The organism is Nocardia sp. NPDC005998, assembly GCF_040614395.1.
In the GTDB taxonomy this organism is placed as follows: domain Bacteria; phylum Actinomycetota; class Actinomycetes; order Mycobacteriales; family Mycobacteriaceae; genus Nocardia.
Genome location: NZ_JBEXUI010000002.1, coordinates 404,098 through 427,355, shown reverse-complemented (window position 1 = coordinate 427,355; position 23,258 = coordinate 404,098). Strand labels below are relative to the sequence as shown.

Here is a 23,258-nt window from a genome sequence, read left to right as displayed (position 1 = left end):
ATGGACCTGATCGGCCAACGCTGGATCCTGCGCGTCCTATGGGAACTCGAACCCGGCCGTCTGGGCTTCCTCGAACTGCGCCGCCGCATGGGCAACTGCTCATCGAGCATGCTCTCCACCCGCCTGCAACACCTCCAGTCCGCAGGCGTGATCACCAAAAGTCCGGATAAGACCTACGAACTGACCCCTGCCGGACAAGAACTCACCGAAGCCCTGCAACCACTCTGGAACTGGTCCAAACGCTGGCCCCCACAAGTGTCCGAATAGAAGTACGTGCGGGCGACTTGGTGCCTCTCAGCCTTTTGCCCAGGCCCAGGCCGTCAAGCGCCAGTCGGTGCCGACTTTGCGAAGTGCCACAGTGAAGACCGCGCCGGCTTGCGTAACCTGCCGGCCCCGAAGGTTGAACGAGAGGATCACCGGAACAACGACATACCCGTAGTCGCTGGCGATATCGACATGCCGGGGTGCACCGAGCTCGAGGTGGTAGCCGGAAGCCCCTACGCGCTCACTTTCCACGAGCACATCCCGCCACCAGTCCGCCGCAGCGGTCGGCCCCTGCCACACGTGCGGCGACATTCCGTCCAGAATCTGCATCGGGTCAGCACACATCGCTGCCATCGCCTTCTCGTCACCATTGTTGAACGCGTCGGCGTACCGGCGCACCGCCGCCATCGGATCACTGGAGCTGGACATGACAGGTCTCCTCTCTCGTGATGCTTCGCTCATTGTCGTCCAGATCCGCAGTCCCGTTCGGGAGTCGCATCTCGAGGGCGGGTTCGGGTGGATACGACGAAGGCGGCCCCCGGAGCACATCCGGGAACCGCCTTCGGGGACAGCGCTACTTCAGCCGAAGCTTGCCGAACAGACCTTCCTTCTCGTCCTCCGGCCCGGCGGTGAAGTACAGCGAGTCGGCGTCGCCGAGGCTTTCACCATTGCCGAACATCAGGGCCCATAGACCAGGGATCTCGACCGGCTTGCCCTTCTCATCGCGCAGGTAGTCGACGAACTTGCCGGTGGTGTCGTCATAGGCGAGCACATGGCCGAGGCCGCCGAAATTGCCGACGAGCAGCTTGCCGCTGAGCGGACCGAAGTTCGCGGGAGCCACCGCGACACCCCACGGCGCGTTGAGGCGACCGCCGTCGTCGAGGATGCGGACCAGCTTGCCGTTGGCGTCGAACTCGGCAAGCTTGCCCTTGGCGGGCTTACCGTTGGCGTCCTTCTCCTGGTCCTTGTCGAGCGAATCCTCTTCGGCCTTGTCGAACTTCGTCGCGTCCTGTTCATCTGGCTTGGTGTCGGCGTAGGCGACGAAGATGCGGTTGCCGATGGTGGTCACATTGAACGGGGCCGGATCGCCGGGCTTGGCCTTCTTACCCTTTTCGGCTGCGGCCGGATCGATCTGGTCGCCGGTGGCGAACGGGTTGGCAAAGCCGACGGTCGGAATCAGCTGCCAGTCCTTGTCGAACGTGCGGATCTGCGGGTTCTCGCCGAAGTCGGCGGCGAGCAGCTTATCGGCGGACGGAGTCAGCGCGATGCCGAAGAACGCCATGCCCTGCGACTCGCCGTCGAAGACCAGATTCGCGGGACCGTCGTGCCGGATGATCGCGCCCTCCGGGCCGAGTTCGGTCCAGGCGGAGATCTTGCCGGAATCGGTGGCGAAGATGAACCGCGACGAACCGGTCAACAGCAGCGGACCACCCTCGGCATCCACCGGCTGATCACGCACGACGAACAGATCCGAGGTGATCGGCGCGCCGTTGAAGACGACACCGGTGGTCCTGCCGATGCTCTTATCCGAGGTATCGGCGTCCGCGCCCGGAATCGTGACGATCTTCAGCGGATCCTGGAACAGCTTCTGCACTTTGGGATCCGCCGACGCGGTGACATCACCGACGAACTGGAAGGACTTACCGCCCGCGCCCACCCAGAAGTGCCCGCCGGCACCCTTGGGGCGATCGGCCAGGCCCCAGGCATTCACCATGTCGGGGAAGGTGTACTGCGCCTTGTATTCGGCCTTGTTGGCAGCGAGGTTGGTCTGCGCGTAGTGATTGCCGTCCAGGGCGGGCACATCGTCGCTCGACGACTTCGAATCCGAACATGCCGCGGCGACGACCAGGGCCGCCCCGAGCACCGATACGCGCAGCAGACCATTGCGGGTCCGGGACCGCCACACCCCGTTCCGGCGCAATTCACTCCAGCGTCCGTTCAACATCTTCGTCCTTTCCAGCCTTCGCTACCCTCATATGGCGATTAGGCGATGCTAACCTTAGCTTGGCGGAATTTCGACAGTATGGGAGCACCTGGGAATCGACAGGTTTAAGCTGTCGCCCGTGGTCGCCCCCCAGCCTTCCGTCGCACCCCATCCCGATATCGCTCCACTCGCCGCGCTGCTCGGCACCTGGCGCGGCCCCGGGCACGGTGAATACCCGACCATCGAATCCTTCGACTATGTCGAGGAAATCAAATTCGGCCATCTCGGCCGACCGTTCCTCACCTACCGCCAGCGCACCCGCGCCGCCGACGGCAGCCGCCCCATGCACGCCGAAACCGGCTATCTGCGCTGCCCGCGCCCGGATCACGTCGAGCTGATCCTGGCGCATCCGACCGGCATCACCGAGATCTGCGAGGGCAGCCTCACCATCGCCGATGGTGTGCTGCAGATGGAGTTCGAATCGACCAGCATCGGCCGCAGCAGCACCGCGAAAGTGGTGACCGCTCTCGGCCGTTCGATCGTATTGACCGACGACACCATCGAATACACGCTGCGCATGGCCGCGGTTGGCGAACCACTCACCCACCACCTCGCCGCAACTCTCCACCGCGCCTGACCCATACACCGGGAGTCTCGCCGAGACCACAGGTGCGTGGCGACCAATTCGCAAAGCGGTATGCCAGATCAGTCGCGCATCGGGTCGGGGCACCAGGGAATGTAGGGCCGCCCTTCGGCCTGGGCGGCGGCCTGGGCCGAGTGGAGCTGGTACGGCGTAATACCGCCCGATTCCCAGGCGCCGACCGAACCAGCCGCAATGGCCGCGGCCGCCTTCGGCGCCAAACCGATCTCATTGCGCACCACCGCGATCGGACGGTCGGCCAGTGCGAACCAGTCCAGGTCCAGGAAGTCGTGGCTGCCGTGGGTCAGCGCGCCACGGCGCATCGCGTCCCCGAGGCGGGTCGCCATGCCAGCGGTGCTCAGATGTCCCTGATCGGCCTCGAACAACCCCGCACCCGCATGCAGATAGCCGGTCTCGAACAGCGAAATCACCATGGCCAGCAGGCTGAACGCGCGCGGATCGTCATTGGCGCGCGCCATGAACGCGAACACCTCGATCTCGTTCTCCAGGGTGGTGCCGTATCCGGCGAGCACATGCACCCAATCGTGCTGGGCCAGCAGCGGCGGGGCCGAACCCGGCAGCCCCGGGGTGACGAAGCCGCGGTCGGCATAGAAATCCGAGACGCCGCGCCCGAGCGTGCCGACCGGCAGCTCGCGCAGGGTGGCCCAGCGCGCCGCCAAGGCCGGATCATCGCTGACCTGTCCCCATGACGAATCCAGGCCCTCGGTGTGCAGCGCGGTCAACCGACTCGGATCCAAACCGCCGAGGTAACCGTTGCGGTCGAAGTCGACCGCGGCCAGTTCGATCGCGCCCTCGGCGTACTTCTGCGCCACCGCGATCATCTCGTCATCGACCTCGAGCGCATCGGCGAACTCCCGCAGTTTGGTCGCGACAGCCGGTGGTAGCGGCCGCACCACCAGTGCGGACAGCAGCATGGTCTGCACGATCCGCTCGCGGAAGATCCGGTTGCGCCGGGCCAGCCCGACCGCGAAGGTCTGGGCATCGATGGGTCGCAGCGTCTCCAGATCGACGCGGTGGCCGGTCAGCGACAGAAACAGCGACGGGATCAGCAACTGCTGCAATGGGGTCAATCCATCCGCACCACCCGCCGCGGCCACCACACCGCTCGCGAGCAGCGCGACTTCGGCCGCATCGGGCGGGGTCAGCAGTACATCGTCCATCCGGTCAACACTCCAGCAAGATCGCCAAGAACATCCACCGCCGCGGTGGACGATTCACAGTATCGAATCGAATTCCCCACGGCGACTACCCGTTTCGCCGAGGGCGTAGTCACCGCGGATCGATGCGATCGGTGCCGATTCCGCGCTCGCGCACGGCGATGTCATCCGGATCGGTTCCACCACACTGCGCTACGAAATGCCGGAGCGACCGGAGAGCAGCAACCGCACCACACGCCGACGTGGTCAGTAACCCGCGGGCAAGCCCGCGAGCATGTCACGCGTTACCGCGACGGCGTGATCGGAGCTGCCGCCCTTGACTAGCAGGGTCGCGAAGGCGAGATCCCCGCGATAGCCCACAAACCAGGAATGCGATCCACCGTCGACCTCGGCCTCCCCCGTCTTCCCGTACACCTCGCCCTGATCGGCAATGCGTTCGGCGGTACCCCCGGTGACCACCTTGCGCATCATCATGCGCAACCCGTCGACCACCTGCGCTTCGATGGCGGGACGATCGCCCCTGATCTCTGTGGTGCGACCGGCGATCAGATACGGCACCGGTGCGGAACCGTGCGCGACGGTCGCGGCGAGCACCGCCATCCCGAACGGACTCACCACCACCTTGCCCTGCCCGATGCCGTCCTCGGTGCGCTGGATCAGATCATCGGCCGGCGGCACCGAACCCGATTCGGTCAGCAGGCCGGGGACGGTATACCCCTGTCCCACACCGAATTTCGCGGCGGTATCGTGCAGGGCGTCGCCGGGCAGTTGACTGGCCAGCTTCGCGAACGCGGTATTGCAGGACCGCTCGTAGGCGGTGGCCATCGGCACATCACCGAGCTGGAAGAGGTTGTAGTTCGGAATTGTCCGCTCCCCGATGACAATTCGGCTCGGACACGGCAAAACCGTTTCCGGCGTCGCCTTCCCGGCCGACATCGCGGCCGCCGCGGTCACCGTCTTGAATACCGAGCCCGGCGGATACTGGCCGATGGTCGCCACCGGACCGGCACGATCGGCCGCCTTGTTCTGTGCGACAGCGAGAATCGCGCCGGTCGAGGGCCGCAGCACCACCATCATGGTCTGCTCCTCGCGGCCGCCGACGGCGCGCTGCGCGGAGTTCTGCACATTGCGGTCGACGCTGAGCGAAAACGACGGTGCGGGTTGTGAGGGCACTTCGGTGAGCACGTCGGTGTCGGCGCCATTGGCATTCATGGTGACAACGCTCCAGCCCGCCTTGCCGTCCACCTCGGCGATCACCGTTTTGCGCACCTGCGCGAGCAGATCGGGCGCGAAATCGCGGTCGGTGGGGACCAGATCCCACTGCTGGGTCAGCGTTACCCCGGGCAGACCGATGAGATCGGTACTGACCTGGCCGAATTCGCTCTCGCTCAAAAGCGCCACGGTGTAGGCGCCCTTGGCGCCGTATGCCGCGCTGAGGATCGCCTCGGGAGTGAGCCGGTCATCGAAGCGGTTCAGCGCCGCCGCCAATGCGGTCGCGGTGAACCCCGGATCCGGTGCGGACGTCACGGTGAACGCGACCCGGGATACCTTGCCCGGCACCAGCACATCGCTGCCGGACTGTTCGTTCACCCTGGCGCGCGGGGCCGGGTTGGCGCGCAATGCCATGGTCTGCGTGTCGCCGAGTTTGGGGTGGATATCGGAGGAGGTCCAACGCACCATCCAGCGGCCATCGCTGCGCCCCATCTGTAATTGACCGGTGTACTTCCAGATCCGGTCCTTGGGCAGCCGCCACTGGTAGGTGTAATCGACGGTCGCGGTATCGCCGGTGACCCTGGCCGCGCCGGTATGCGCGGTCAGTTGTTCGGCCTGTAGTTCGTCCCACGCGGAACGCAATGCGGCGGTTGCCTTCTCGGGCTGACTGGTCAGCTCGGCGGCGGCCTCGACAGCACGGTTCGCGAAGGCGGCCAAAAAGGCATCGGCCGCGGGCACCGGTCCCTGCGGGCTGGCCGAACAACCGGTTCCCGCCGCCGCGAGTACTACGACGGCCAGCGTGAGAAACATGCGTGTCGACATCGGCACCGATCGTATAGCCAACCGCGGGCAAACGGCTGTGGCACACCGATGTTCGCCACGCCGTATTCAGTCGAGCAGAACGGTGGCGAAGGTGGCGATCTGCCGGAATCCGACGCGGCTGTAGGCCCGGCGGGCGATCTTGTTGTAGTCGTTCACGTAGAGGCTGGCGGTGCGTCCCGAGGCCACCACCGCATTGGCGACAGCGGCCGTCCCCTGCGTGCCGAGTCCGGCGCCGCGACGTTCGGGATGCACCCAGACACCCTGGATCTGCCCGGTGCGCCGCGACAGCGATCCGACCTCGGCCTTGTACACCACTTCGCCGTCCTCGAAACGCGCCCAGGCGCGGCCGGATTCGATCAGGCTCTGGATCCGGCGACGGTAGCCACGGCCGCCGTCGCCCGCGCGCGGGTCGACGCCGACCTCCTCGATGAACATGGCGATCGCGGCATTGAGATAGCGCTCCAATTCGTCCCGCCGGACCCGGCGGACCTGTGCATCGGCGGTGGCCAGTGCGGGTTGTCCGAGGGCGAGCAGCGGCTGCGCACCGCGCAGTTCCCGTGCCGGTCCCCAATGCGCGGACAACATCTCCCACAGCGGCAGCGTCAACTCCTGGCGTCCGACCACCGACGAGCACACCCGTGGCCAGCGGACCGCCCGCGTCGCGAACGCGCGCAGCGCATCCTCATTGCCGCGCAACGGCACCAGATTCGCACCGGAGAAGCACAGCGATTCCGACGGTCCGCCGCGGCTCCACAGCTCGCCGTATCCCGCGCCGGTATCCAACCCGAATTCCTGCAACCGTGCCGCCACCATGCACGAGGCGACCGGATCGCTATCGAGGACTCGAAGCACCTGCGCCAGATCCCGGTTTGCGAGCTGACGCGCGGGGGCATCCTTGGCCCGTCGCGTCGGCTCCAACAGACTCCGCACATCGACAGCCTGCCATGAATCAACTCGAAGTGGTACGTCGATCCCGAGAAGCGGTACGCCGATCCCCAAAAGCGAACACGCCGCGCCGCAGCAGCGGCTAGTTGGACACCGTGACGACGGGTTCGCCCGCACCCACTTGCTCGCCCATCTCCTCGGCGATGCGCATCGCCTCTTCGATCAGGGTCTCCACGATCTGCGCCTCCGGCACGGTCTTGATGACCTGCCCCTTGACGAAGATCTGGCCCTTGCCATTGCCCGATGCGACACCGAGGTCGGCCTCCCGCGCCTCGCCCGGCCCGTTCACCACACAGCCCATGACGGCCACCCGCAGCGGAACCTCCATGCCCTCCAGCCCCGCGGACACCTCATTGGCCAGGGTGTACACATCGACCTGGGCCCGGCCGCAGGACGGACAGGAAACGATCTCGAGCTTGCGCGGCCGCAGGTTCAGCGACTGCAGGATCTGCCCGCCGACCTTGACCTCCTCGGCGGGCGGCGCGGACAGCGACACCCGAATCGTGTCGCCGATACCCTCCGACAGCAGCGCACCGAATGCGACGGCGGATTTGATCGTGCCCTGGAACGCCGGACCGGCCTCGGTCACACCCAGGTGCAGCGGGTAGTCGGACTGGGCCGCCAGCTGGCGGTAGGCCTCGACCATGACCACCGGGTCGTTGTGCTTGACCGAGATCTTGATATCGCCGAAGCCGTGCTCCTCGAACAGGCTCGCCTCCCACAGCGCCGATTCGACCAGTGCCTCTGGGGTCGCCTTGCCGTACTTCTCCAGCATCCGCTTATCCAGCGAACCGGCGTTCACGCCGATGCGGATCGGGATGCCCGCCGCGCCAGCGGCCTTGGCCACCTCGCCGACGCGACCGTCGAATTCCTTGATATTGCCGGGGTTCACCCGCACCGCGGCGCAGCCCGCGTCGATCGCGGCGAAGATATAGCGCGGCTGAAAATGGATATCCGCGATGACCGGGATCTGGCTCTTGCGCGCAATGGTCGCCAGCGCGTCGGCGTCCTCCTGGCGCGGGCAGGCGACGCGCACGATATCGCAGCCCGAGGCCGTCAGCTCGGCGATCTGCTGCAGAGTCGCGTTGACATCGTGGGTCTTGGTGGTGGTCATCGACTGCACCGAAATCGGGTGATCGCTGCCGACGCCGACATTGCCGACCATCAACTGGCGGGTCTTGCGTCGAGGCGCGAGAACGGCCGCTGGTGCGGTCGGCATCCCCAATCCGATTGTGCTGGTCACTTTCGGCTGCCTACTTTCGTGCTTTCGTGCGTTCCGTTTTGGGCCGTTCGCCTACCGAGCTTAGCCGCGTCGCGCGACCGCTCACCCTGTGACGGCCATGACACGGGCCGTGACAGACGACTGTCCCGCGGTGCCAGCAGTCCAGCGTTCGCGGGTGCTATCACGGCAGGACCGCGACAGATCAGCGCGTCAGCGGAACAACTGAATGGGATTCACGATGTCGGCGACCAGCGTCAGCACCATATACGCACCGCCGATCACCACTGCGACGTAGGTCACCGGAAGCAGTTTCAGATAGTCGACCGGCCCGGCGGGTGCCAGCCCCTTCCAGCCACGGAGGGTATTGCGGATCTTCTCGTAGAGCACCACCGCGATATGCCCGCCGTCCAGTGGCAGCAGCGGCACCAGGTTGAATGCGCCGAGGAAGAAGTTCAGGCTGGCCAGCACCAGGATGAACACACCCCACAGACCGCGCTCCGCGGTCTCGCCGCCGATCTTGCTGGCGCCGTAGACGCTGACCGGCGTCTCTGGATCGCGCTCGCCGCCGGTCACCGCGGTCCACAGCGCGGAGACCTTCTGCGGCAGCTGGGCCAGCGATTGCACGGTGCGCACGAACATCTGCCCGGTGTATGCGCCCGCCGCCGGAATCGCGGCCAGCGCGTTGTACTTCAGGGGTTCGTAGTACTCCGAGCCGACGCCGACCGCGCTGACCTCGTGGGGGCCGCCGTCCTCGAGAACGCGTATGACGCGTTCCGGGGTGACCTCGATGGTCCTGGTCTGTCCGTCCCGTTCGATGGTGTAGCTGAACGGACCGGTCTGCTTCTGGGTTTCGGTCGTGAACTGCTGCCACGTGGTGACCTTCACACCGTTGACGGCCTTGACCACGTCACCGCGCTGCATACCCGCGCGCTGCGCCGGGCCGGTGCCCGTGCAGTCGGCCAGCGACTTGTCCGGGTTCTGCTGGGCGACACATTTCATCGCGCCGATCGTGGTGGCGGGCGGCTGGTCGAACCGCGGCAGCCCCCAGCCGACGGCGAGTACGACCAGCAGGATGAAGCCGAGCAGGAAATTCATCGCGATCCCACCGAACATCACCACCAGCCGCTTCCAGGTGGCCTGCCGGTACATGGCGCGGTCGAGATCCTCGGGCTCGAGTTCGTCCAGCGCGGTCATGCCCGCGATATCGCAGAAGCCGCCGAGCGGGAGGGCCTTGAGGCCGTATTCGGTTTCACCGCGCCGGAAGGAGAAAACCTTGGGACCGAAGCCGATGAAGTACCGCCGCACCTTCATGCCGGTGGCCTGGGCGGCCCACATATGCCCGCATTCGTGCAGCGCGATCGAAATCGTGATGCCGAGGGCGAACAGTACGAACCCCAACGCGAACACCATTTGCTGTACAGCCCTCCTGCGTTGCGCAGCTCGCCTCAAATGAAGTGCGGCCGCCCGCAGCGGCCGCGACTACCCGCGGACGCGCATCCGATCCCGCGCCGCGAGCACCCCGACCACAGTAACCGGACATCGAGCACCACTCGCTGCCAAGTCTGCCAGGCCAGCATCCGACGGCGCGTCCGATCGCATCGAAGGTCGTTCGGTGCGGACGGCAGATCACCGATCGACGAGCGCGCGGGCGTAGTCGCGTGCCCAGGTGTCGGCCGCCAGCACGTCCCGCAGTGTCTCGGGTTCGGCGCGCCACTGATCGGCCGCCTCGACGGCGCGTGCGACGGTGCGCACGATATCCGGGAAACGGATATGGCCGTCCAGAAAGGCTTGTACCGCGATCTCATTGGCCGCGTTGTAGACCGCGGTGACGCTGCCGCCCGCGGTGCCGGCCTGTCTGGCCAGGTCGATGGCCGGGAACACGGCATTGTCGACCGGCTCGAATTCCCAGGTCGACGCGGTGCTGAAATCGCAGGCGGCAGCCGCGCCCGGCACCCGATCGGGCCAGCCGAGTGCCAGTGCGATCGGCAGCTTCATATCGGGCGGACTGGCCTGGGCCAGGGTGGAGCCGTCGGTGAAGGTGACCATGGAGTGCACGATCGACTGCGGGTGCACGGTGACGTCGATGCGGTCGTAGGGCACGCCGAACAGCAGGTGGGTCTCGATCAGTTCGAGGCCCTTGTTCACCAGCGATGCCGAATTCAGGGTATTCATCAGCCCCATCGACCAGGTCGGATGCGCCTTCGCCTCGGCCGGATTCACCGATTCCAGCATTTCGCTGGTCCAGCCGCGGAACGGGCCACCCGACGCGGTCAGTACCAGCCGATCCACCTCCTCGGCCCGGCCGCCGCGCAGGCATTGGGCAAGCGCGGAATGTTCGGAATCGACCGGCACGATCTGGCCGGGTGCCGCGGCACGGGTCACCAGGGAGCCGCCCGCGACCAGGGATTCCTTATTCGCCAGTGCCAGCCGGGTGCCCGCCTGCAGGGTGGCCAGGGTCGGCTCCAGGCCCAACGAACCGACCAATGCGTTGAGTACGACATCCGCTTCGGTGCGGCGCACCAGTTCGGTGACCGCGCCGGGGCCGCTCAGTGACAGCTCGAGTCGCGTTCCGGCGGCCGGATCGGCGACCGCGACATTGCTGGTCCCGGTGGCGGCCATCTGCGCCGCGAGCAGCTCGGTGTTGCCGCCGCGCGCGGCCAGGCCGACCACCTCGAATTTATCGGGATTGGCGGCAATCACCTCGAGCGCCTGGGTACCGATGGAACCGGTGCTGCCGAGCAGAAGGACTCTCACAATGTCGGACACGGCCCCATTGTGGCAGCGGAGCCAGCGACGCGCCCGAAGGCGGTAGCCTGCGTAACCACGTAGGGCGCCGCTCGCCGATCGAACACAGCCCTGCTGGCTACGACGAGCGGTCGTATGCCACGATATCGGCAGCAACACCCATACCGAGCTAAGGAGCGATCGTGGCCGCCACGGAACTCGAACCCACTAGTGACCGTGCAATCGTCACCCACGTGGACACCGCCGAGGTTCCGTCCGCCGCATGGGGCTGGAGCGGGGAATCGCGCCGCACCTTCCGCGTCGCGGGCTGGATCGTCTGCTTCATCCTGCTGGCCATGACGATCGGCAACCACAAGGGCAAGATCGAAGATATCTTCCTCGTCGGCTTCGCCGCCCTGATCGCGGGCATCATGATCCGCGACTCGATCCTGCGTCGCAAGCCTCGGTAGTACACACCGAAAGGTTTTGACTCGGTTAGGGATTCGCCCGCCTAACGCCCTCGTCGCTTGGCGGGCTTCTTCTTGGCACCAGGGTTCTTGACGAACCCCTTGGCTGCGCCGCCGCGCGCGCCCGCCGAGCGTTTGGCTCCGGTCTTCTTCGGCGGCTCGGCCTTCTTGCGCTGGGTCGCGGCGCGCGAGCTGCGCTCGGACCGGCCGCGCACGATTCCGACGAACTCTTCGATCAGGTCGATGGTCTGCGCGCTCGGCCAGGCCAGGGCGATCTCGGTATCCGGAACACCCATCATGGTGCGATAGACGAGGTCGCGGCGGGCGTACAGACGGGCGATGGAATGCGGGACGATGGCGACGCCGACACCGGCCGCCACCAATTCGATGGTGCCCGCGATGGCATCGATATCGCTGCTGTCCTGAATCCGTTCGCCCTCCAGATCACCCATGCCGACCTGCTCGAAGAGCGATAGCGTGTGGTCCTTGGGCAGCACCACGACGGGGAGTTCGCGATACAGCGGAATCGCGCTCAGACCAGCGCGATCGATCGGCAGGCGGACGAAGCAGGCGTCGACCCGACCCTCACGCAGCGCCGCGAGCTGCTCGGCCATCGGGATCGGAACGACCTCCAGCACGGCATCGGGAAACCGCTCACCCCAGATCCGTGTCCACTTGGAGACCGTAACGCCCGGCACGAAGCCGACGCGCAGCACGACCTCCTCTCGGACAACCGGCTCGGGCTCTTCGGCTCGCGCGATGATGTCCTTGGCATCGCGCAGCAGTTGCTGTCCCGCCTCGGTCAGCTGAGTCGGCTGCGCCCCGGGCACAAACAGTTTGGTCCCGAGTTCCTGCTCCAGATCGATCACCGTATGGCTCAACCGCTGCCGGGAAATGTGCAGCGATTTCGCCGCGCGCGCGAAATGCAGTTCCTCGGCGACCGCGACAAACCAGCGCAGGCGGGTCACGTCGATGGACTCGGGGTTCATTCGTATGAGGGTATTGCCCTCGGGGCCGGGGACTCGCATCCGGCCGCGCCCATTAGGCTGTACCGGTGAGCCCGGATAAGAAACCGCAGACCATGAAGCCGCTCACCGCGGCGAACAAGCTCGGCATCTACCTTCCGGCGACGCCCGAGGAATTCCGCAATTCCCCGATCTCCCGCGCCGAACTCGAAGAACTGCGCACCAATCCTCCGGCCTGGTTGAGCGAACTCCGCAAAACCGGCCCCTTCCCCCGCGATATCGTGGCCCGCAAACTCGGCGTTTCCAATACCGGCCTGGCCCGTGCCGAGGTCTCCGATGCGATGAACGCCGAGGAAATCGCCGCCCTCCTCGCCGACCCGCCGGAGTGGCTGATCCGCGAACGCGAAAACTACGCGGCGGTGCTGAAGGAAGACGAGCGCATCAAAACCCAGCAGGCCGAACGACGCGCCGCCTCCAACCGCCCGGCCAAGAACCGCGGCTGAACTGGCGGTTTTCAGCCGCATCCCTTCTCGGCACCCGTTGTGAATACACGAGCAGTGCCGATCCCGAGACAGCGTGCGAATTCGCAAGCAGTACATAGCGATCCGCTGTGGACCAAGTGATGGCCGCTTGTCGGCTCGGCACTCGTTCGGGAAATCCAGGGACTCGACGAGGGGTGCGGCTGCGTTGTAGTCGCACCCCACAGGCGTCGGTTGCCAAAGCCGGTGGAAGTGCTTACGTCGCACCGGATTTCGTGGTGACCAGTTGACAGGTCCCGTCGGTGCACGAGCGCTGCAACCGCCCCCGCGACAGGGTCTGGATCAGTCCGATCGTCCAGCAGGTCGGGCAGCCGCGCAGTGCGACCAGGCCGACCGGAAGCAGCACCAGGCTGATGGGGCCGAGCGCCGGTATCAATGCGACCGAACCGATCACGGCGCCGAATCCGACCGCGCCACGGACCAAATGGCGCGAGACCGACGCACTGGCGAACTCATGCCCGCCCATCGCCCGATCACCGCTCATCAGGGAATCGCTAGGCGATGCTGTCCGCATTACCACCCTCCAAACGCTGTTGCACCGCCGAGCGCGCCCGGTGCAACCGCGATTTCATCGCCGCGGTACTCAGTCCGAGCAGATCCGCGACCATTCGACCGCTATATCCCTGCACATCTCGCATGATCAGCACCCGCCGCTGATCCCCGGGCAGCGCCGCGATCGCCGCGGCCACCCGCTCGGCCTCCCAGCGATTGATCGCCTCCTCTTCCGCCGAGGCGATGGCCGAATCCGGAATCGGTTCCGCCCGTCGCACGCGCAACCGCAGTTGGCGCAGACATTCGTTGCGCACGATCCGAAACATCCACGACGCCAATGCCCCCGATGCCCGCAATGTCCCGATCTTGCGATAGAGAATGATCAACGCCTCCTGCGCCGCATCCTCGGCATCCTCCGGCGACGCGCACAGCGAATAGGCGAATCGCCGCACATGCGGATGCGATCCGGACACCAGCGTGGTGAGCGATTCGATATCGCCCTCGCGTGCCGCGGCGACGAGATGTTCGTCGGGCCAGCACACCTCAGCCACGGGACCGACTCCACCGACGCAGCACGATGATACTGCATGCACAAATCAGCAGCAGTCCAACAACAATCGCGGCAATGATCACGACAAACCTCCCGTTCTCGTGCCGACCGTATTGCCGACACAAGTATGAGAGGAACGAACCAGCGAAAAGGATTCACCGCTGGCGAACCCTTCGTGAGGTCACATCGACCACTGGTCCGGCGGCGACAACACCTTCGAACTCCTCGACGCCACCGCACGCCGCCTCGGCGACAAGCTCTACCTACGCGGGAAAATCCGAATGCACCCCACCGACGCCCGCAACTCGGCCCGCATTGCCGAACAACACAATTTCGCCACCGCAACCGACCGATCCGTCCGCGACCTTACGACCGGCCCGCGCGCTCGCGACATGATGCACTTCGGTCGAACTCGGGTCCTCATCCAAGTTGCTGTCGCGCCTAGCCTTCGGCGGCCAGCTGCCCGCAGGCCGCGGCGATCTCCTGACCGCGGGTGTCGCGCACGGTGCACGGGACGCCTTGGGCGTTGACGCGTCGAACGAATTCGGCCTCAACGGGTTTCGGGCTGGCATCCCATTTGCTGCCCGGGGTCGGGTTCAGCGGGATCACGTTGACGTGTACGCGCGAGCCGAGGGCCTTGTGCAGTTTCTGGCCGAGCATGTCCGCGCGCCATGGCTGATCGTTGATATCGCGGATCAGGGCGTACTCGATCGAGACCCGGCGGCCGGTCTTATCGGCGTAGTAGCGGGCCGCGTCGAGCACCTCGGCGACCGGCCAGCGGTTGTTCACCGGTACCAGGGTGTCGCGCAATTCGTCGTCGGGCGTATGCAGCGACACCGCCAGGGTGACCGAGAGGTCTTCATCGGCCAGTTTGCGGATGGCCGGGGCCAAGCCGACCGTCGAGACGACCACATTGCGCTGGGAGATGCCGAAACCGTCGGGCGCGGGCGAGGTGATGCGCCGGACGGCGGCGACCACCCGCTTGTAGTTGGCCAGCGGCTCGCCCATACCCATGAAAACGATGTTGGACAGGCGGCCGGGGCCACCAGCGACCTCGCCGTCACGCATGGCGGCGGCCGCGGCGCGGACCTGGTCGACGATCTCGGCGGTGGACAGGTTGCGGTTGAGGCCGCCCTGACCGGTGGCACAGAACGGACAGGCCATACCGCAGCCCGCCTGGCTGGAAATGCAGAGCGTGGCGCGGTCCGGATAGCGCATCAGCACGCTCTCCAGCAGGGTGCCGTCGCCCGCGCGCCACAGGGTCTTTCGCGTCTCGCCGCCGTCACAGGCGACGTGTTTGACCGCCGACATCAGCGGCGGGAACAGCGCCTCGCCGATCTTGTCGCGCACTGTTGCGGGCAGGTCGGTCATCTGCTCCGGATCGGCCTGTAGGCGTCCGTAGTACTGGCGCGCGATCTGGTCGGCGCGGAACTTCGGCAGACCGAGCTCCTCGACCACGGCCTTGCGCCCGTCGGCATCGAGGTCGGCGAGATGCCGCGGTGGCATACCACGGCGTGGAGCATCGAAGACGAGGGGCAGGGAGACGGTCATAGTCTCTCCAGTGTCCCATCCCGCACGTCGGCTTCCGACCGAAGGTGAGCATCACGACGCCGGACGCGACGAAGGTCACGTTCGATCGAGCGGCATCGGCACTCGCGAGCGGCCATGACCCGCTGTCACGATATGCCGATCACCGCCAATGAAATGCGTGCACCGACCATAGCGATCGGCAATGATCGGACTATGACCAGCCACGCCGAGTCGCCGGAGCCGGAGCACACCGGCGATATCGCACCCTCGTCGCCGACCGGCCACGAGACCATCGAGCCGACCGAGCGCAAGAGCGTCGAGCCGACCGGCCGCAAGACGGTGGCGAAGACCCGGACCGGCCAAACCTGGATCGGTCTGATCGTCGCGGCGCTGATCGGGATCGTGGTGCTGATCTTCATCCTGCAGAACCTGGAGGAACAGCGCGTGGATCTGTTCTTCTGGGACTTCTCCCTGCCGGTCGGAATCATGGTCCTGCTGTCGGTGATCGCGGGCGCACTCGTCATGGCGCTGGTGGGCGGCATGCGCATCTTCCAACTCCGCCGCGCCGCGAAGCGCTAGTACCGCGCCGCAATCATCGAGCACCTCCAGGGCGGCTGCGCACAGCTCCCCGGAACGTACCGACCGACCAATGATGCGGAAAGCAATGTCTGCGATGTCCACACAACCGGCAATTGTCCAAGCCGAGTGATGGGCCGAATCGGTTCACTCACATCAACGTGGACAGCACCAACCAGGACACGAATGCCGAGGGCAGCATCGAATCGAGACGGTCCATAATGCCGCCGTGTCCGGGCAGCAATGTGCCCATGTCCTTGATGCCCAATTCCCGCTTGACCTGCGATTCGATCAGATCGCCGACCGTCGCCACCAGCACCAGACCGACGCCGAGCACCACGCCGATCATCGAGTTCGCGTCGAGCAGCAGGGTGACCGTCAGCAGACCGCCGATAACGCTGAACACCAGCGAACCGCAGAAACCCTCCCAGGACTTCTTCGGGCTGATCGCGGGCACCATCGGATGGCGCCCGAACAGCACACCGGCGACATAACCGCCGACATCGGAGCAGACCACCAGAATCATGAAGGTCAGCACCCGCAGATTGCCGTCGGGTTCCAGTAGCAGCAGGGTCGCGAACGATGCCAGCAGCGGAATCCAGGCCAGTGTGAAGATGGCGATCGCGGTGTCGCGCAGGAAATTTCGCGGCGCGGTCTGCAGTCCGTGATCGAACAGCCGCCACACCATGCAGATCAGCGTGGTCGCCGCGAATGCGCCCGCCACGCCGCTGGCGCCCCAGGGCCAGCCGAGCCAGAACACCGCCTGTCCGCCCACGATGAGCGGAATCCGCGGTACCAGGACATCCGCCTCCCGCAGCCGCTTGGCGACCTCCCAGGTGGCCACGCCGACCCCGGTGGCCGCCACCCCGATGAACACCTTCGGCACGAACAGCAGAATTGCGATGAGCGACAAACCGAGGCCGAAGCCGACGGCCAGCGCGGCGGGCAGATTGCGACCGGCACGCGAGGCGGGGGGCGAAGGTTCCGCGGGGTTCTCGTGCGGGGTCCCGGCGCTCACCGATTCATCGATCGATGATTCGGGCGTCGCGGATTCCGCACGCACATACCCGGAGGTCGCGGGTGCACCGAACGCCGGTTCAGAATGTGCGGCGTCCGGAATCGCGGCATCGACCGCGTGCCCGTCCATCGCATCAGCTGTGCCGTTGACCGGTCTCGGCTCCTCGGCCGCACCGGTCTCGGCGGCGTTCTCGGCCACGATTGTCCCGTCGCTCAACTCGTCGTTCCGTTCGTCCCCCGCCCGGGCGGGCCCTCGGTGTCTGATCGGCGGCATTCGCGGTGCCCTTCGTGGTTACGCAAGCTACCGCCTCCGGGCCCGCCGCTCATGCCGCGGTCTGGCCTCAGACCTCGAGCAGTTCGGCTTCCTTGTGCTTGACCAGTTCATCGACCTGGCCGACATATTTGGCGGTGGTCTTGTCGAGCTCCTTTTCGGCGCGCCCGACCTCGTCCTCACCCGCCTCGCCATCCTTCTGGATCCGCGACAGTTCGTCCATGGCCTTGCGGCGGACATTGCGAATCGAGACCTTGGCATCCTCGCCCTTGCCCTTGGCCTGCTTCGCCAGTTCGCGGCGCCGCTCCTCGGTGAGCTGCGGGACGGAGATCCGAATGATGTCACCGTTGTTGGTGGGATTGACACCGAGATCGGAATTGCGGATCGCGGTTTCGATCGCGCCGAGGGTCGATTGCTCATACGGCTTGATCACCACCATCCGCGGTTCCGGCACGGTAATGCTCGACACCTGGGTGATCGGGGTCGGCGAACCGTAGTAGTCGATGACGATCCGTTGGAACATTCCCGGATTCGCGCGACCAGTACGGATGGACCCCAGATCGTCCTTCGCTACCGAGACGGCCTTCTCCATCTTCTCCTCGGCGTCGAAGAGCGCTTCTTCAATCACGACCGTTTCCTCCACAGCGTCGTCATCGTCATGATCCGCGGGCGCGGGGTCAGGACCGAACCAATGTGCCGATCTTCTCACCGGCGACCGCACGGGCGATATTGCCCTTCGTCAACAAATTGAACACCAGGATCGGCATCTGGTTGTCCATACACAGGCTGAAGGCCGTCGCGTCGGCGACCTTCAAGTCACGCTCGATGACCTCTTTATGCGTGATTTCGGTGTACATGGTGGCGCTCGCGTCGACCCGGGGATCCGCGGTGAACACCCCGTCGACCGCCTTGGCCATCAGCACCACATCGGCACCGATCTCCAGCGCGCGCTGGGCGGCGGTGGTGTCGGTGGAGAAGTAGGGCATGCCCATGCCCGCACCGAAGATGACCACACGGCCCTTCTCCAGATGCCGCTTGGCGCGCAGCGGCAGATACGGCTCGGCCACCTGCCCCATGGTGATCGCGGTCTGTACCCGGGTGTCGATGCCCTGCTGTTGCAGAAAGTCTTGCAGCGCAAGGCTGTTCATCACGGTGCCGAGCATGCCCATGTAGTCCGAGCGGGCGCGTTCCATACCGCGCTCCTCGAGTTCTGCGCCGCGGAAGAAGTTGCCACCACCGATCACCACGGCCACCTGCACTCCGCTGGAGACCACCTCGGCGATCTGCTCGGCGACCGTCTGCACTACATCGGGATCGAGCCCGACCTTGCCACCGCCGAACATCTCTCCGCCGAGTTTGAGGAGCACCCGGCGATATCCTGGGCGTTCGGTCCCGAGGTTCGTCATGGGTGTTCGTCTCCTTCTGCGGTGGATTCGGTCTCGGCAGGGCCGGATGGCAGCGCGGAGGCTCTCGGATACCAAGACCCTCACTTACAGAGCGCCCTTATCCTGCCCTATTCGGTTTCGGAGTGGGTAGAAGACCCCCCTCGGACGCAACGAACTCGCCCGGTCAGGCTCGGGAATTGCGGATGAACGCGCAGCGTCCGGACAGCCGAAACCCCTCGTACACCGTATTCGGGTACGAGGGGTTCGCGGACGTTATCAGGCCTGGCCGACCTCGAAGCGGGCGAAGCGGGTCACGGTGACACCGGCCTCGTCCAGCAGGGCCTTGACGGTCTTCTTCGAGTCGGTGACCGACGCCTGCTCCAGCAGGACGACGTCCTTGAAGAAGCCGTTGACGCGCCCCTCGGTGATCTTGGGCAGCGCGGCCTCGGGCTTGCCCTCTTCCTTGGCGGTCTGCTCGGCGATGCGGCGCTCGTTCTCCACCACATCGGCCGGGACCTCGTCGCGGGTCAGGTACTTGGCCTTGAGCGCGGCGACCTGCATGCCGACGGCACGCGCGGCCTCGGCGGCGGCGTCACCCTCGCCCTGGTACTCGACCAGCACACCGACGGCGGGCGGCAGGTCGGTGGCACGCTTGTGCAGGTAGATGGCGACCGGGCCGTCGAAGGCGGCGACGCGCCGCAACTCGAGCTTCTCGCCGATCTTGGCGGCCAGCGCCTGCAGCGCCTCGTCGACGGTCTGGCCGTCGAGCTTCAGCGCCTTCAGCGTGTCCAGGTCGGCGGGCTTGGCGGCCGCGGCGGCGGTCACGATCTTGTCGGCGAGGCCCTGGAACTCGTCGTTCTTGGCGACGAAGTCGGTCTCGGAGTTGATCTCGATCAGCACGCCGTCCTTGGCGACGACCAGGCCCTCGGCGGTCGCGCGCTCGGCGCGCTTGCCGACGTCCTTGGCGCCCTTGATGCGCAGCACCTCGACGGCCTTGTCGAAATCACCGTCGGTCTCGACCAGCGCGTTCTTGCAGTCCATCATCCCGGAGCCGGTGAGCTCCCGCAGCCGCTTCACATCCGCGGCGGTGTAAGTCGCCATGGGTGGCGATCCTCCTGTGTGTTGTCTCGGGTGGTAACACCACCTTGCCGACCGCTCCTAGCAGGAGAGGTCGGCAAGGTGAACAAACGCTCCGCGGCGGTAGGAGCCTGGGTGACCAGGCAGCCCACCGCCATCGGACACTGCGACGATCAGGCGTCGGCCGGGGTGGCGGGAGCCTCGGCGTCGGCCGGGGTGGCGTCGGCCGCCTCGGTCTCGGCCGCGGCGGGGGCGGCCTGCGCGAGCAGCTCCTGCTCCCACTCGGCGAGCGGCTCGCCCGCACCGGCTTCCGGCTTCTCGTCACCGGCGGAAATACCGGCCCGCGCCTGCACGCCCTCGGCCACCGCGGAGGCGACGACCTTGGTCAGCAGTGCGGCGGAACGGATCGCGTCGTCGTTACCCGGGATCGGGTAGTCGACCAGGTCGGGATCGCAGTTGGTGTCCAGGATCGCGATGACCGGAATGTTCAGCTTGCGCGCCTCGCCGACGGCGATGTGCTCCTTGTTGGTGTCGACGACCCAGATGGCCGAGGGCACCTTGGCCATATCGCGGATACCGCCGAGGGTGCGCTCGAGCTTGTTCATCTCACGCGTGAGCATGAGGATTTCCTTCTTGGTGCGACCCTCGAAGCCACCGGTCTGCTCCATCGCCTCGAGCTCCTTGAGGCGCTGCAGACGCTTGTGCACGGTGGAGAAGTTGGTGAGCATGCCACCCAGCCAGCGCTGGTTGACGTAGGGCATTCCGACGCGAGTCGCCTCGGCCGCGATCGACTCCTGGGCCTGCTTCTTGGTGCCGACGAAGAGGACGGTGCCACCGTGGGCGACGGTCTCCTTGACGAACTCGTAGGCCTTGTCGATGTAGGTCAGCGTCTGCTGCAGGTCGATGATGTAGATGCCGTTGCGGTCGGTGAAGATGAACCGCTTCATCTTCGGGTTCCAGCGCCGGGTCTGGTGTCCGAAGTGTGCGCCGCTGTCGAGCAGCTGCTTCATGGTTACGACAGCCATGGCTCTCGTATCTCTCTTTCGTTTGCCGGTTGACGCGGTGAATCGGTGATCCACCGCCCTGGCGCCTCCGAACCATCGGACCCGATCACGAGGATCAGGACCAGCCGATGATTCCCTGCTCCGCATGCGCACTGCCGATTACGAAGTCGAGCTCCGTTCGAACAGCGCCGCAGCGAACAAGCACGGGGTGGCGCGCGAAGTCGATCCGTGCAGGCACAGACCGCTCGACCAGTCTACGGTCTCAGCGGGTCAGTTCCTAAATCGCCCTGTCATCGACGTAAACGGGCGATGTTCACAAACGGGAAAGTTGTCCACACTCGCCGGATCGGGGCTACTGCGGGTGCCGTGCCCGGCCGACGCTGGGAGGCATGAATCGCATAGCTATCTCGATAACCATGATTCTCCCGCCGCTGTTCCTGTTGTCGCTGTTTGTGGCACAGCCGGTTTCAGCCGCGCAGCCGGATGGCGCGGCTGCTGTGGCCGTGCCGTGGGGATCCGGGGCAATCGCTCCGCCTGGCGGTATTCGGCCTTACGCATCGGAAGTCGTGTTCGGGGAGTGCACGGGTTCGGCCTGTTCCGCGCCGCATACGGGTGGTGGGCTGGCGCCGGTGCCGCTCCAGTTGGGGCCGCTTGTCGTGAATGTCAGGCCGAACGCGCTGCGGGTGGACAGTGCGCCGATGCCGGTTTTTGGGGCAGGTACGGCTCCGCTCCCGACCGATATCGTCCGTGGGCAGGGCACCGGATCGGCGAGTTCCTTGCCATGGGTGGTCGATGATCTGCTGTCGCGGCTGTTGGAACTGGTCCACCGAGCTCCGCTCCAGCTGCCTCGCTGATCTCGAATGAATACCGTCTGCAGGGTCGGATGGTCGCGCGGGCGGCGACTGGTTTCGATTGTCGTCGCGGTCATCGCTTTACTGGGATTCGTTGCGGAGCAGGCGGTTTCGGCTGCTCCGCTGGGAGAGTTCAGTTGGCCGTTGCAGCCGCGGCCGAGGGTCGAGCGACAGTTCGACAAACCGGTGCGGGACTGGCTGCCCGGACATCGCGGGGTCGATCTGGCGGGCACACCCGGGCAGGCAGTGCTCGCGGCCGGAGACGGGATCGTGGTGTTCGCAGGGACGGTCGCGGGCAAATCGGCGGTGTCGATCGACCATCCGGGTGGGCTTCGGACTACATATGAGCCGGTCCGAGCGGAGGTTGTGGTGGGCCTGCGAGTCGGTCGCGGGATGCGAATCGGCACCTTGGCGGCGGGTCACGAGGGTTGCGGGGCGGCCGCGTGCCTGCACTGGGGTGCACGGCGGGACGCGGGCAGGCACAGCAGACACGAGTATGTCGATCCGCTCGGCCTACTGCATCCGACTCCGCTGCGTTTGAAACCGGTCACCTAGTGGACGACAGTGCAGGCGGCTGTGTCGGACCGCGCTCTTCCATCGCAATGGTTCCGGGACGAGGATCGACCCATGGGATATGCGCTCGGGGATCCGCCGTTCACCTATGCCGAGGTCGGCGCGACGAAGGGTGTGCTCCCGGCGGGCTACCACCGGTTTCGACTGCGCCGCCGAATCGGGCACGGACGTGCACTGTTCGAGCGCGCGGGCGCGGAGCTGCTGGCGTACCGAATGCAGAAGGGTACCGGCATATTTCGGGAAGCCGACACCCCGACCGCAGCGCCGGGGACCCGGCTGACGGTCCGACTCGGCGTCGGTCCGCTCGGGATCACCGCACCGTGCCGGGTGGTGTACATCCTGGACGAACCCGACCGCCGCGGCTTCGCCTACGGCACACTGCCCGGCCACCCGGAGATCGGCGAGGAGCTGTTCGCCGTCGAATACGACCCCACCGACGACAGCGTCTACGGCTTGGTGACCGCATTCTCACGCCCGGGCGCGTGGTATGTCCGCCTCGGCGGACCGGTTGTCCGAGCCATCCAGCACATCATCGCCGGAAAGTACATCGACACCCTCCCGACCTCGAGCTAGGCAGCACCAGGCAGGGCATACGGATTCGGCTGCTGAACAACCAAATCCGTGACGGTGCCAGCTGGACCGTGGCTCAGAGCTGCGCGGTCAGTGCTGCTGCTTCGGCGCGAAGTGCATCGCCGTGATCGGAGCGCCCCAGGGTGTCGTATTCGTCGGCGGTCTTGTGGCGGTCGGTGATTTCGGCACGAACGATCTCTTCGATATCGGACTCCGTCAGGTCGCGACGGCGGACTTCGGCCGCACCGAGGCCTACGGCGCTGGTCTCGATGGCACCGGCCCTGATGTCCATGATGTCGATGGCCTCGGCATTGTCGATCGCACCGAGCGCGGAGCGCAGACCAGCGATGGCGCTGCGGTCGCGGGTCTTCATTGCAGCGGATAGGGCGGCGCGAAGGCGATCACGCAGCGGGCCGGATTTGTCGATGGCTTCGGTGGACATGGTCGCCGACCGTACGCG

At 66.0% G+C, this 23,258-nt stretch carries 25 protein-coding genes; 7 read left to right on the top strand and 18 right to left on the bottom strand.

Going from position 1 to position 23,258, the window contains the following annotated elements:
• Positions 1-267, top strand: a complete 267-nt coding sequence (locus ABZ293_RS05550) for a helix-turn-helix domain-containing protein (RefSeq protein WP_355177539.1) — start codon at positions 1-3, stop codon at positions 265-267.
• Between the two features lie 27 nt (positions 268-294).
• Here ABZ293_RS05550 and ABZ293_RS05545 read toward each other — a convergent pair whose 3' ends face one another.
• Both ABZ293_RS05545 and ABZ293_RS05540 read right to left on the bottom strand, forming a co-directional pair.
• Complete coding sequence (locus tag ABZ293_RS05545; RefSeq protein WP_355177537.1) at positions 295-693, bottom strand: nuclear transport factor 2 family protein; 399 nt, start codon at positions 691-693, stop codon at positions 295-297.
• Between the two features lie 145 nt (positions 694-838).
• Positions 839-2,209, bottom strand: coding sequence for a TIGR03118 family protein (locus ABZ293_RS05540; RefSeq protein WP_355177535.1), 1,371 nt, complete (start codon positions 2,207-2,209; stop codon positions 839-841).
• Between the two features lie 109 nt (positions 2,210-2,318).
• Between ABZ293_RS05540 and ABZ293_RS05535 the strand changes: the two genes are divergently transcribed.
• Positions 2,319-2,825 carry a peroxynitrite isomerase gene (locus tag ABZ293_RS05535; protein WP_354957037.1) on the top strand — a complete coding sequence of 169 codons (507 nt, stop codon included), beginning with the start codon at positions 2,319-2,321 and terminating at the stop codon, positions 2,823-2,825.
• Between the two features lie 68 nt (positions 2,826-2,893).
• On the opposite strand, the gene ABZ293_RS05530 is transcribed toward ABZ293_RS05535, so the two are convergent.
• From ABZ293_RS05530 to dxr, 6 genes are all read right to left on the bottom strand, one after another.
• Entirely contained in the window at positions 2,894-4,009 is a 1,116-nt protein-coding gene (locus ABZ293_RS05530) for a hypothetical protein (RefSeq protein ID WP_355177533.1), read from the bottom strand.
• Positions 4,010-4,252: 243 nt separating this feature from the next.
• Positions 4,253-6,040: a penicillin-binding transpeptidase domain-containing protein gene (locus ABZ293_RS05525; protein WP_355177531.1), complete on the bottom strand. Its 1,788-nt coding sequence runs from the start codon at positions 6,038-6,040 to the stop codon at positions 4,253-4,255.
• Positions 6,041-6,106: 66 nt separating this feature from the next.
• Positions 6,107-6,970: a GNAT family N-acetyltransferase gene (locus ABZ293_RS05520; RefSeq protein ID WP_355177529.1), complete on the bottom strand. Its 864-nt coding sequence runs from the start codon at positions 6,968-6,970 to the stop codon at positions 6,107-6,109.
• A gap of 97 nt (positions 6,971-7,067) precedes the next feature.
• Positions 7,068-8,228 carry a flavodoxin-dependent (E)-4-hydroxy-3-methylbut-2-enyl-diphosphate synthase gene (gene ispG, locus ABZ293_RS05515; protein ID WP_355177527.1) on the bottom strand — a complete coding sequence of 387 codons (1,161 nt, stop codon included), beginning with the start codon at positions 8,226-8,228 and terminating at the stop codon, positions 7,068-7,070.
• A gap of 189 nt (positions 8,229-8,417) precedes the next feature.
• Positions 8,418-9,617, bottom strand: a complete 1,200-nt coding sequence (locus tag ABZ293_RS05510; RefSeq protein ID WP_355177525.1) for a site-2 protease family protein — start codon at positions 9,615-9,617, stop codon at positions 8,418-8,420.
• Positions 9,618-9,833: 216 nt separating this feature from the next.
• The gene (gene dxr, locus ABZ293_RS05505) at positions 9,834-10,973 is read right to left on the bottom strand and encodes a 1-deoxy-D-xylulose-5-phosphate reductoisomerase (protein WP_355177523.1); all 1,140 of its coding nucleotides are present in this window, start codon (positions 10,971-10,973) and stop codon (positions 9,834-9,836) included.
• Between the two features lie 161 nt (positions 10,974-11,134).
• On the opposite strand from dxr, the gene ABZ293_RS05500 reads away from it, so the two are divergent.
• A complete protein-coding gene (locus ABZ293_RS05500) occupies positions 11,135-11,401 on the top strand; it encodes a DUF2631 domain-containing protein (RefSeq protein WP_355177520.1) in 267 nt (88 codons plus the stop codon).
• A gap of 41 nt (positions 11,402-11,442) precedes the next feature.
• On the opposite strand, the gene ABZ293_RS05495 is transcribed toward ABZ293_RS05500, so the two are convergent.
• Positions 11,443-12,387 carry a LysR substrate-binding domain-containing protein gene (locus tag ABZ293_RS05495; protein ID WP_355177518.1) on the bottom strand — a complete coding sequence of 315 codons (945 nt, stop codon included), beginning with the start codon at positions 12,385-12,387 and terminating at the stop codon, positions 11,443-11,445.
• Between the two features lie 65 nt (positions 12,388-12,452).
• Between ABZ293_RS05495 and ABZ293_RS05490 the strand changes: the two genes are divergently transcribed.
• Positions 12,453-12,866, top strand: coding sequence for a DUF5997 family protein (locus ABZ293_RS05490; protein WP_354957007.1), 414 nt, complete (start codon positions 12,453-12,455; stop codon positions 12,864-12,866).
• A 232-nt stretch (positions 12,867-13,098) separates the two neighbouring features.
• Here the strand turns inward: ABZ293_RS05490 and ABZ293_RS05485 are convergent, their stop codons facing one another.
• The 3 genes from ABZ293_RS05485 to rlmN form a co-directional block, all read right to left on the bottom strand.
• Entirely contained in the window at positions 13,099-13,386 is a 288-nt protein-coding gene (locus tag ABZ293_RS05485) for a hypothetical protein (RefSeq protein WP_355177516.1), read from the bottom strand.
• Positions 13,387-13,396: 10 nt separating this feature from the next.
• Complete coding sequence (locus tag ABZ293_RS05480; RefSeq protein ID WP_355177514.1) at positions 13,397-13,945, bottom strand: RNA polymerase sigma factor; 549 nt, start codon at positions 13,943-13,945, stop codon at positions 13,397-13,399.
• A 440-nt stretch (positions 13,946-14,385) separates the two neighbouring features.
• On the bottom strand, positions 14,386-15,495 hold the full coding sequence (gene rlmN, locus ABZ293_RS05475) for a 23S rRNA (adenine(2503)-C(2))-methyltransferase RlmN (protein ID WP_355177512.1): 1,110 nt from the start codon (positions 15,493-15,495) through the stop codon (positions 14,386-14,388).
• 192 nt (positions 15,496-15,687) lie between these two features.
• On the opposite strand from rlmN, the gene ABZ293_RS05470 reads away from it, so the two are divergent.
• On the top strand, positions 15,688-16,053 hold the full coding sequence (locus ABZ293_RS05470; RefSeq protein WP_355177510.1) for a lipopolysaccharide assembly protein LapA domain-containing protein: 366 nt from the start codon (positions 15,688-15,690) through the stop codon (positions 16,051-16,053).
• Positions 16,054-16,201: 148 nt separating this feature from the next.
• On the opposite strand, the gene ABZ293_RS05465 is transcribed toward ABZ293_RS05470, so the two are convergent.
• The 5 genes from ABZ293_RS05465 to rpsB form a co-directional block, all read right to left on the bottom strand.
• Positions 16,202-17,284, bottom strand: coding sequence for a phosphatidate cytidylyltransferase (locus ABZ293_RS05465; protein ID WP_355177508.1), 1,083 nt, complete (start codon positions 17,282-17,284; stop codon positions 16,202-16,204).
• 124 nt (positions 17,285-17,408) lie between these two features.
• On the bottom strand, positions 17,409-17,966 hold the full coding sequence (frr, locus tag ABZ293_RS05460; protein WP_040693344.1) for a ribosome recycling factor: 558 nt from the start codon (positions 17,964-17,966) through the stop codon (positions 17,409-17,411).
• Positions 17,967-18,015: 49 nt separating this feature from the next.
• On the bottom strand, positions 18,016-18,744 hold the full coding sequence (pyrH, locus tag ABZ293_RS05455; RefSeq protein WP_354957013.1) for a UMP kinase: 729 nt from the start codon (positions 18,742-18,744) through the stop codon (positions 18,016-18,018).
• A 255-nt stretch (positions 18,745-18,999) separates the two neighbouring features.
• Positions 19,000-19,824 (bottom strand): translation elongation factor Ts, encoded by an 825-nt coding sequence (tsf, locus tag ABZ293_RS05450; protein WP_355177506.1) that lies wholly within the window; start codon positions 19,822-19,824, stop codon positions 19,000-19,002.
• A gap of 149 nt (positions 19,825-19,973) precedes the next feature.
• Positions 19,974-20,825, bottom strand: a complete 852-nt coding sequence (gene rpsB, locus ABZ293_RS05445; protein ID WP_355177504.1) for a 30S ribosomal protein S2 — start codon at positions 20,823-20,825, stop codon at positions 19,974-19,976.
• Positions 20,826-21,664: 839 nt separating this feature from the next.
• On the opposite strand from rpsB, the gene ABZ293_RS05440 reads away from it, so the two are divergent.
• Together ABZ293_RS05440 and ABZ293_RS05435 are read left to right on the top strand one after the other, a co-directional pair.
• On the top strand, positions 21,665-22,210 hold the full coding sequence (locus tag ABZ293_RS05440; RefSeq protein ID WP_355177502.1) for a M23 family metallopeptidase: 546 nt from the start codon (positions 21,665-21,667) through the stop codon (positions 22,208-22,210).
• A gap of 72 nt (positions 22,211-22,282) precedes the next feature.
• On the top strand, positions 22,283-22,801 hold the full coding sequence (locus tag ABZ293_RS05435) for a DUF1990 domain-containing protein (RefSeq protein ID WP_355177500.1): 519 nt from the start codon (positions 22,283-22,285) through the stop codon (positions 22,799-22,801).
• Between the two features lie 73 nt (positions 22,802-22,874).
• Here the strand turns inward: ABZ293_RS05435 and ABZ293_RS05430 are convergent, their stop codons facing one another.
• Entirely contained in the window at positions 22,875-23,240 is a 366-nt protein-coding gene (locus ABZ293_RS05430) for a hypothetical protein (RefSeq protein WP_355177498.1), read from the bottom strand.
• Positions 23,241-23,258 lie beyond the last annotated feature (18 nt).

Excerpts from the sequence above, each read along its gene's own strand:
- tsf (WP_355177506.1), bottom strand. The coding sequence starts at position 19,824 with ATGGCGACTTACACCGCCGCGGATGTGAAGCGGCTGCGGGAGCTCACC.
- ABZ293_RS05430 (WP_355177498.1), bottom strand. The coding sequence starts at position 23,240 with ATGTCCACCGAAGCCATCGACAAATCCGGCCCGCTGCGTGATCGCCTT.
- pyrH (WP_354957013.1), bottom strand. The coding sequence starts at position 18,744 with ATGACGAACCTCGGGACCGAACGCCCAGGATATCGCCGGGTGCTCCTC.
- rpsB (WP_355177504.1), bottom strand. The coding sequence starts at position 20,825 with ATGGCTGTCGTAACCATGAAGCAGCTGCTCGACAGCGGCGCACACTTC.
- ABZ293_RS05435 (WP_355177500.1), top strand. The coding sequence starts at position 22,283 with ATGGGATATGCGCTCGGGGATCCGCCGTTCACCTATGCCGAGGTCGGC.
- ABZ293_RS05470 (WP_355177510.1), top strand. The coding sequence starts at position 15,688 with ATGACCAGCCACGCCGAGTCGCCGGAGCCGGAGCACACCGGCGATATC.
- ABZ293_RS05525 (WP_355177531.1), bottom strand. The coding sequence starts at position 6,040 with ATGTCGACACGCATGTTTCTCACGCTGGCCGTCGTAGTACTCGCGGCG.
- ABZ293_RS05545 (WP_355177537.1), bottom strand. The coding sequence starts at position 693 with ATGTCCAGCTCCAGTGATCCGATGGCGGCGGTGCGCCGGTACGCCGAC.
- ABZ293_RS05440 (WP_355177502.1), top strand. The coding sequence starts at position 21,665 with ATGAATACCGTCTGCAGGGTCGGATGGTCGCGCGGGCGGCGACTGGTT.
- ABZ293_RS05550 (WP_355177539.1), top strand. The coding sequence starts at position 1 with ATGGACCTGATCGGCCAACGCTGGATCCTGCGCGTCCTATGGGAACTC.
- ABZ293_RS05530 (WP_355177533.1), bottom strand. The coding sequence starts at position 4,009 with ATGGACGATGTACTGCTGACCCCGCCCGATGCGGCCGAAGTCGCGCTG.
- ABZ293_RS05495 (WP_355177518.1), bottom strand. The coding sequence starts at position 12,387 with ATGAACCCCGAGTCCATCGACGTGACCCGCCTGCGCTGGTTTGTCGCG.
- ABZ293_RS05510 (WP_355177525.1), bottom strand. The coding sequence starts at position 9,617 with ATGGTGTTCGCGTTGGGGTTCGTACTGTTCGCCCTCGGCATCACGATT.
- ABZ293_RS05540 (WP_355177535.1), bottom strand. The coding sequence starts at position 2,209 with ATGTTGAACGGACGCTGGAGTGAATTGCGCCGGAACGGGGTGTGGCGG.
- ABZ293_RS05485 (WP_355177516.1), bottom strand. The coding sequence starts at position 13,386 with ATGAGCGGTGATCGGGCGATGGGCGGGCATGAGTTCGCCAGTGCGTCG.
- rlmN (WP_355177512.1), bottom strand. The coding sequence starts at position 15,495 with ATGACCGTCTCCCTGCCCCTCGTCTTCGATGCTCCACGCCGTGGTATG.